Origin of the sequence: Nostoc sp. CHAB 5715 (genome assembly GCF_020829685.1) — a bacterium.
In the GTDB taxonomy this organism is placed as follows: Bacteria; Cyanobacteriota; Cyanobacteriia; order Cyanobacteriales; family Nostocaceae; genus Nostoc.
Map to the genome: position 1 here is coordinate 1 of NZ_JAIVFR010000211.1, position 8,861 is coordinate 8,861.

The following is an 8,861-nucleotide window of genomic DNA, read 5'->3' on the forward strand; positions in this document are numbered from 1 at the left end:
ACAACTTTACCTTTTCGCATGGTTGTTGTTCGAGATTGGTGCTTCCGAAATACGGCATCACAATCAAGTTTTTTAATAGCAATCATATCAGAGTAAGCGCAAAAAGCTCTATCCCCTAAAAGCACATCATTGGGTTTGAGAAAACTGTACATTTTTCTCGCTAATTTAATATCATGAGTGTTCAGGACATCAATGCACAAGGCAACAGCACCTCCCGTCAACAAACTGAATATCGCACCAATCTTGGCAATTGGGAAACCACATCCTCCTTTTTGACTACTAGGTTGAGGATAAACTTTGCTGGTTCTCTATGGTGTCTGGCATGGAAACAGTTGAACCGTCTATTACTAAGACATTGCGACCACACCACAAATGTTCTTTTGTCACTTTCTCTTCTAGATTTCGTGCTGAGGAATTGAAAAGTTTCTCTAATAATTTCTCTGGGAGCCTTGCTCTCGCTTGGCAATATCCACTAGTATCCGTTGAGGGAACTTCTACTTCTGATTCTGCTAGATGTGCAATTATTTTACTCACAGCATTATGGCAAGTTTTGTCGGTATCCAGAACCTGAGATAGAAATGCCCACAATGTTACAAACGGATCAAATAACCGCTTTTTGTATTTAATCTTTAATTCGGAAATTGCTTGTCTTATTACAGACTCTGGCAATAGTTCTTTGAAAGGTAAACCTAAACTTTGATTAAATTTATCCTTGAGGATTTGTACTCTTAGTGTCACAGTAGTAGTAATTTTGATTTTGGCTTATTCGTCTCAAAAATAGTATTTCACGGACGAGTAAGCTTTTTCTACCTCCAAAAACTTTTGGACAACTGTACATCATTTCTCCATTAGCGATCGCCTGCTTATGCCATTACTGCTCGTCAAAGCCTGACTGAAAAAGGAGTCTCAGTTGGGCCAATTACCGATGTCGGTCACGGAGTGCAATTATCCACCTTCAAGGATATTGACGGAAATTTGTTAGGGCTTAGGCAAAATCCGCAGTCTTAACCTGGATTTACACCTAAATCGGGGAATTAGGCAGGGATATGATTTCATTTGCAATTTAACCTAACTGTCTTAGTGGGGGATCAGCCTAAAAAAGCTTGTAAAACGAATCTTGACCCAAGATTTCCCACCAACAGTTATGGTACTAGTTCGTTACAACCCCTGGCAAGAATTGAACGCTTTAGAACGCCAAATCAACAGTTACTCTACCGACAATAATTGATTGAGATAGCTAAACGCCCAGTTATGAGATGACTGGGCTTTTTTGTAACAATTGTCTGTGAGGGAGCGATGCCTACTGCGGGCTACGCCTACGCAGGTGTAACTAAAGTCCACATGGGATTGCACCAAGCTAAGAGATAATTTTATCTTTTGAGAGTTTATAAATTATTGTTTGCTTATATTGACTATCAAATAAATACGTGGCTAACTATTCTTGAGAATGGTGTTGTGTATCAAATTGTTTAGAGATTGGCGTGCAGCTTTCCAAGATGAAAGAGACGGTTATAGTCGCACTAACCTTTCTAATATTTAATTGTCGAGGCTTACATATGTAAACCCTATTTTCTCGTTCCTCTAAAGTGCAACAGTTACAATCATTAGACTCACAAATTCCAAATGCTGACCAGAAGAGAGTTTTAGGCATTAAACCTCAAGAGCGATCGCTTCTCTATGGGTAGCTTGTTTCCTTGTAGGGATACGCCAAGGTTATAGAAGAATCAAGGTTATTAACAATTGAAGGGTGAATTCGTCAAAACTGAGACTAAATGTATTTAAAAGCAAGAAAAATGACATGAATCAGCGTCAAAACTCAGAAAACCAACAAGTCCAAAATAGCAATAATAGTGCAAATAATGATAGTCGCAAGTCGGAAGAACAGACTAGCTTAGGCTCAATTTTCACTGAACCGACACCAGGAGGTAATCAAAAGACAGTGGCGACACTGTTTGGTGAGGTGGTTTGGCTGTTCACACAATCACCAAGGCATAAAAATTTCTTTCTGTTCGATTTGGAATGGCTGGTAATGACACCGATAATACTCAAGCAGTTTCGGGTGTTTTATGCCCCTGATAGACCGATAGGGGTAGCACTTTGGGCTTTTGTGAATGAAGAGATAGAAAAGCGGCTGATGGCGGGGAATGCCAAACTTGCACCAGCTGATTGGAAGTCAGGCGATCGCTTGTGGTTAGTTGATATTATTGCACCTTACGGAGGGCAAGAAGAAATGATTCAGGATTTGAAGGAAAAGGTATTTCCGAACAAGGAAATTACATTTCTAGCTTTTGCAGAAGGAAATGCTACTGCGAAAAAAATTTAAACAAAATATTCAATATATACACGTTATTGAGTAGAAAACTTCAACTGTCTAATCTTCAACAATTAAACAAGTAAAAACTGAGAGGTTTAGAAAGATGGCAGAACAAACTAATTCAACACTAAAATATTCATCCGATCGATCTGGTGCTTTACAGGCTACTAAAGATTTTAAACCTGGAACTATTGGATATGGGGTTCACAAGGGAATTTACTTACTTTACCACGGAAAAATTCCTGAAATAATTGGGACTACATTTCCTTTTTGGCCATTTGAGACTGGTGGATATAGGGCTCGAAATAGTGCAGAAATTGGTGCATTTTTTCAAAGACCTAATATACAGGAATTGATGCAAAAATCAATTACTGATACTAAGTCAAATCTTATAGTCGCCCAGGAAGAAGTTAAATATTGGGAGTTAGTTTTGAACAATCCTTCTTCTTCGGATTATGATAAAGCAGCAGCAAGACTTGCTTTAAAATTTACGCCAGAAGATAGAGCTCAATTGCAAGAATATTTTGCCAACGGGAAGGATAGGGACGCAATAGATTTTATTAATAAGAAGTTAGGATGGTCTGGGACGCTGGATGCATTCGGTAATGCTTTATACAATATTCATGAGTGGTTCACTTCTGAATGTTTCACCGCAGAAACCCCAATTTTAATGTCAGATGGCACATATAAACCCATCACTGAGATTAAAATTGGCGATGAAGTAATGGCATTTGAAGGGTTAGGAGAATTACAACCTCGTAAAGTCACCCAAACCTTTATCACCCCTAACAGAAAAGTTGTTCAATTAGGTGATATTAAAGTTACATTAGCACATCATTTCTTGCAACATGATGGCAGCTTTAAAACCTTAGAAGAAATTGATACCAATGCCTTTTTAGTTGGCATAACAGGAAAACTTATTCCCCATCCTGGTATTCAACCAATAGAAGGTGAACATACAGTTTATAACTTTACTGTTGAAGGATTACATACATATATAGCAGGAGATTATCGGGTTCATAATTTATCTTATGTAGATTTACGTAATAAAGCAATTGTCGGCAACCAAATCGGTGAAATATTTGGTTCATCTTTAGGACAAGCGATCGCAGGAGATAATGTTTTTGCACAGATCGGCTCACAAACGGTACTTTCAACAGTTTTGGGCAATGTTGGTCAGTTTCTTGACATTTACTTAGATCCTATAGATCCTAAAGTCAACCTATCAGTTGCAGTTAAAGCTGGATTTGATGATTTTAGTGAGGATCTATTTAAAAACCTAAAATCTACTAGCACTAATGCCATCAGTTCATTCCTCACAGCTGAACTGTCGGAAGCATTAGATATTCCAGGCGATTTTGGGGGACAGCTTTTAAAATCTTCTATTGGCAACGTAACATCTACTGTCGTGGGTAATGTTGTCGATTATGTTGCCAAAGGAGCAAAAGCTCCACTAGATCCCTTTAACGGTCTTGACACTAACATTGTTACAAATTTGAGTTCTTTTGTTGGTGGTTATCTTGCCCGTCAAGTTATCTCACCCAAAACCACAGCAGGGGCGATCGGCGGCTCGATTGGTGGAGCGATCGGGTCAACAATTGCCGGTTTAACAGCAGTAAAGTCTTTTATTGGCGGTATTGGAAGTAATATTGCCAGCGCATTAGGTCTATCAGCTGCGACATCAAATTTTTTAGGATCTTTGGGAAACCTTATTCTTCCTGGCATTGGTGCTCTTGTCGGTACGCTTGTTGGCACACTCTTGGGAGACTGGATCAACGAGCGATGGGGTGATGAAGCACGTGCCTGGGCTTCGCTAGAACTCGATTCTACAAATGGCAAATTTTACCTCTCCCATACATGGCGAAAAGAAGGCGGCAACAAACGCTTTGCTATTGAGATGGCACAAGCGAGCCGCGATACACTCAACAGCTATCTCGACATCATTGGTGGCGTGCATATAGCAACTAGTAACCTTTATCATCGCTATGGCCACCGTGAGAAAAAACTCTACGTCAACTTCAGAGATGAGCTCCACGGCAATAAAGAGATCAAACGTTCAACACCGGAAGGGATTATCGATCTTGGTGTCATTGACACGCTCAAACGTCTGCGGCTTGCTGGCGGTGACGTACTCATGAAGCGAGTAATTGAGAAAACGCAGTCCAAGACCATTAAGGAACTCAATGGTGATCTACAAATTGCACAAGATTATGTGCGTTACCTTGAGAACAAAGATGTCATCGATCTGATGATCGCGTCCGCTCCAAACTCCGCTTTTGCCGCAGGTTGGGTGATTACCCTTATCCGGGCGGAGGAGATTGGGATCACTGACTGGTCGAAGTCAGATTTCTATGGAGGGCTGGCAGTATTCTTTGAAAGTCTTGGACTGGAAAAAACAGGGGCATCTCTCGACAATCTCAACATTACCGTTGAAGGCACGACCTTGAAACTTGAGGTCATCATCGATGGTAACGTTGTGCATAGCATTGAAATTACCGACATCGAAAATAAAATCGGTTACAAGCATCTCAGTGCCAATGCAACTGGTGCGACTGTCAACGGCACAGCCGGAAACGACATCTGGCTCGCTGAGAATGTCGCCAGCACATTTATCGACAGTGATGTAGCTAATGATGGAGAAAGCAACGATATTCTGGTCGGCGGCTCAGGGAATGATAGTATCAACGCTGGTTTAGGGTGGGACTTTGTGCGTGGCAATGGCGGCAATGATTTGATTGTTGGTGGCGCTGGCAATGACGCACTTTATGGTGGAGATGGTGACGACATCATTTATGGCGATGAAAACGCAGGTTTTGCTGCTATCCCGGCAGATATTGAGATTTCTGATGGCGCAGCAGATAATGCAAAGTCTGTATCAGACATCACACGCCAGACTTGGTTCAGTAGTGCCACACATCCACAACTCGTTTTCTACAATGACGAAATCCACGGTGGCGCTGGCAGTGACAGCATCGCAGGCGGCGAAGGTGATGATCATTTGTTTGGCGATGCTGGCAACGACAAGCTTTATGGCGATGCTGGCAACGATCGTCTCGAAGGCGGCAATGGCGCGGATATTATTTATGGTGGTGCGGGATACGACGCGGTAAGCTACGCGAATGCTACGGCTGGTGTGACTGTCGATCTCGCAGGCGGCACGTTCAAAGGAACCGCATCGGATGGCGATCAGCTTTATTCGATTGAAGACATTATTGGCTCTGCTTTTGGCGACACATTAAAGGGTGATGCCTTTGCCAACATCATTGATGGCGGAGCGGGGGCTGACACAATTGATGGACGCACAGGACGCGATGCAGTGAGCTTCTTCTCCAGTACTTATGGAGTCGAAATCAATCTGAACACTGGTATAGCTGTTACCAAAATCGGGGAAACGACTACGGAAACAGATACCCTTCTCAATATTGAAGATGCGATCGGCTCAGCCTATGATGATACCCTAATCGGTTCACCCCTAGGCGGTGGACTGGACGGAGACGCGGGGAACGATACCATTATTATTCATCACGATGATATTGATGTTGCCAATGGGGCAGCTACCTACGATGTCCGCGGCGGGGAAGGGGTTGATAACCTCTCATTTGCGAATTGGGATAAATCACGCGGTGTGCAAATTAATCTCAACGGTTCTAAAAACGGACATAGCTTTAGTAGTATCGAGAAGGCGATTGGTAGTACCTTAGCAGATAGTATCACTGGTTCTGCCAAAGCTGAAATCTTTGATGGTGGCAAAGGCGATGATGTTTTTAACATCAGCCAAGGAGGTGATGTTTATTTACTGAATCGAGGTAGCAACAATGATCAATTGCGTCAAATAGTCGTGCAAACAGATGTGAATCAGACATCGAATCACGGAACTATCAAAGTAAATAACGACTTCTATCGACAACTTTACCCAGGACTAAAAAAGAGAAAGGTTGAGTTAAAAGTAAATTACAAAGACAGTGTGAGCTACGGTGTACTTCCCAATGAAGACGAGAAGATTTCTCAGCAGCAATCAATCGTTTTTGGTGAAGATATTACCTATCACGATATCTTTGGTAACTTAACGGCGATCAACCCCAACACAATCAATCTTGCCTATGAAAAATATTTTACCAACGGTTATCCTAGTAACTCAAAAATCATTACGAAACAAGAACTAATTGACTTACTTAGTTCTATCGATTTAACCATTGGCATTAAACCAGAAAACGCTTATATTACCAACTCTCAAGCAATTCAGTCACAACTGACAGACACCATTACGATTCAAGGTGGTGGCATTTTGCCTGATCAAGATAGTAAAAATCTATCTTGGGTAGGCTTTTCAGAAGAGGGCTATAGTAAGAAGCGTCATAAAAAGATATTTAAGGACGATACATTTACTGTTACCCATCAGGGAACACAATACAATTTTGGCGTGAATCAGCCAATCGAACGCCTTGGTTTTGCCGATTCTGGTCATATCGAGCTTGGTCAAATCAAATACTTCAAAGATGGCAGTGCAGATGTAGATACCCTTGTCGCTGATACAGATAAAGCTACATGGCTTTATGGGGGTAATGCAGACGATGTTATCAAAGGGTCTAAGAAAGCAGACGTTCTGATTGGAGGTAAGAGTAATGACTTTCTTCAAGGGAATGATGGAGATGACCAATATGCTTATTGGTTAGGAGACGGCTATGACATTATTGACGACCAGGTAGGTATTGATACCATTGTCTTTGGCGGTGGCATTACCCTCAATGATATTAAACTCAAAGTTGGTAAACTTGATGATTCAACCAACTACAAAAGTTTCAGAGAAATCCTTCCTAATGAAGTATCACCCGATCTCAAAATAGAAATTTACAACCCCCAAACCACAGCCCTGACTGGTTCAATTACAGTGATTGATTTTCAGGATTTAGCCAACTTTAAAGATAAACTTAGGTTTGCTGGCGATTACGAAGTTTCTATTTTTGAATTGCTTGAAAAGTCAGGAGATAAACGGCTACCTACCCTAACCGGAACCACTGGTGACGACACTTTAACAGGTAGTGAAGCAGATGAAGCGTTTTGGGGACTGGCTGGTAATAACACCATGCGCGGTAACGAAGGCGATGATATCTTTTATGCTCATGGCGGTGCTGACAATATTGATGGTGACGATGGTTCTGACACTCTTGATTATCGCTATGCCACAGATGCAGTGATTATCAACCTTAGTACGGAAATAGTGGCAGAATCGACCAATTTTACTGACAAATTCAACGCTATCGAAAATGCTGTTGGTTCTGATTTCGACGATACCATCATCGGCAACGACGGCGACAACATTCTTGTTGGTCGTGCTGGAAATGACGTGATTAACAGTGATAAAGGAAACGACCGCTTATTTGGTGACTCTGGCGATGACTTGATTCAAGGCGATCGCGGTGATGATCTCTTGAATGGTGGTGCTGGTAATGATACTTTAACAGGTGGTGGGGGACGCGATCGCTTCTCTTTCACTCAACCTAATCATCGCATTGACACTATCACTGATTTCACCGTTGCTGATGATTTGATTGAAATTTCTGCTTCTGGTTTTGATAATAATTTGGCTTTTGGACAACTTGATATCAGTCAATTCACTCTGGGAAACCAAGCTTCCACTAACGCTCAACGCTTGATTTACAATCATACTAACGGCGACTTACTTTTTGATAGTGATGGGAGTGGAACTATCTCTGCTATTCGCTTGGCTAAACTTAATCCTAACTTAGCACTAACTCATCAACACTTTGTTGTGGTCTAGTTCCTAATAATTCCTTTTCAGGGCTATCTTTTTAATTTGCACTGATGCGATCGCATTAGTAGGCTAGTTGTTGCCGAATTGCTATTTGTTGTTGATAAAATTCAATCTCTGCGGTGATTTGTGAGAATAATTCTTCTGCGGAGAGAGCGTTTGGATTTGAGACTCCTGATCTCGACTTTATCCATTTTTGATTCAATCAAGCAGCGTAAACAGCAATATCTCTCAAACGCTCAAATAAATGTTATGTATGCAGTAAAACCCGCATTTTTTAGCGATCGCCTGATTTGACAATGAATGCACATAACCACGTTTTTTTGTCCGATTATTAACAACAAACATCTCAAACCCATATTCTCTCGTCGAAACTAGCTGGATTGCGAAACTGGCGATCGCACCCTATAAGTTAGTCACAGAGATACTTGGGCAGTTTTCGGAGATGTCTAATTGATGTCACTGTTAACAGATTATGTACCACAACTGTAAGGATGGTTGCGATCGCTCTCCTAATTCTTAGAGGAAGTGCGATTCGTTGAGAGTTAATCACGGTTAAAGTCCGTAAATAACCTCTCCAACCAAACCTAGAAATAGGGAAGGTTGAACTCCTTACAAAGGTAGGTATTTTGTATTTGGTCATTTTTTGACTATTTCAGCCGATGCTTAAATCCTGAAACGACCAAGCCACGTTAAACAGTTGAGAATTTTCTCAACTATTTTCGAGATTCCAAAAAACCTACCCTTGAAAGAGGTTGAACTCTCTCAACTTGAGTG

General features: G+C 41.4%; 4 protein-coding genes and 1 pseudogene. 2 read left to right on the forward strand and 3 right to left on the reverse strand.

What is annotated here, in order from left to right:
- Together LC574_RS13670 and LC574_RS13675 are read right to left on the reverse strand one after the other, a co-directional pair.
- Window positions 1-200 (reverse strand): annotated as a pseudogene (locus LC574_RS13670) (IS4 family transposase); the annotation flags it as partial.
- 79 nt (window positions 201-279) lie between these two features.
- Window positions 280-738, reverse strand: a complete 459-nt coding sequence (locus LC574_RS13675) for a transposase domain-containing protein (RefSeq protein WP_229454028.1) — start codon at window positions 736-738, stop codon at window positions 280-282.
- A gap of 1,060 nt (window positions 739-1,798) precedes the next feature.
- Between LC574_RS13675 and LC574_RS13680 the strand changes: the two genes are divergently transcribed.
- Window positions 1,799-2,323, forward strand: coding sequence for a toxin-activating lysine-acyltransferase (locus LC574_RS13680; RefSeq protein ID WP_229454029.1), 525 nt, complete (start codon window positions 1,799-1,801; stop codon window positions 2,321-2,323).
- A 94-nt stretch (window positions 2,324-2,417) separates the two neighbouring features.
- Window positions 2,418-8,093: a hypothetical protein gene (locus LC574_RS13685; RefSeq protein ID WP_229454030.1), complete on the forward strand. Its 5,676-nt coding sequence runs from the start codon at window positions 2,418-2,420 to the stop codon at window positions 8,091-8,093.
- Between the two features lie 403 nt (window positions 8,094-8,496).
- Here LC574_RS13685 and LC574_RS13690 read toward each other — a convergent pair whose 3' ends face one another.
- Entirely contained in the window at window positions 8,497-8,727 is a 231-nt protein-coding gene (locus LC574_RS13690) for a hypothetical protein (protein ID WP_229454031.1), read from the reverse strand.
- Between the last annotated feature and the right edge of the window lie 134 nt (window positions 8,728-8,861).

What these genes read in the sequence shown, in the direction of transcription:
- LC574_RS13690 (WP_229454031.1), bottom strand. Translation starts at nt 8,727, where the DNA reads ATGACCAAATACAAAATACCTACCTTTGTAAGGAGTTCAACCTTCCCT.
- LC574_RS13685 (WP_229454030.1), top strand. Translation starts at nt 2,418, where the DNA reads ATGGCAGAACAAACTAATTCAACACTAAAATATTCATCCGATCGATCT.
- LC574_RS13680 (WP_229454029.1), top strand. Translation starts at nt 1,799, where the DNA reads ATGAATCAGCGTCAAAACTCAGAAAACCAACAAGTCCAAAATAGCAAT.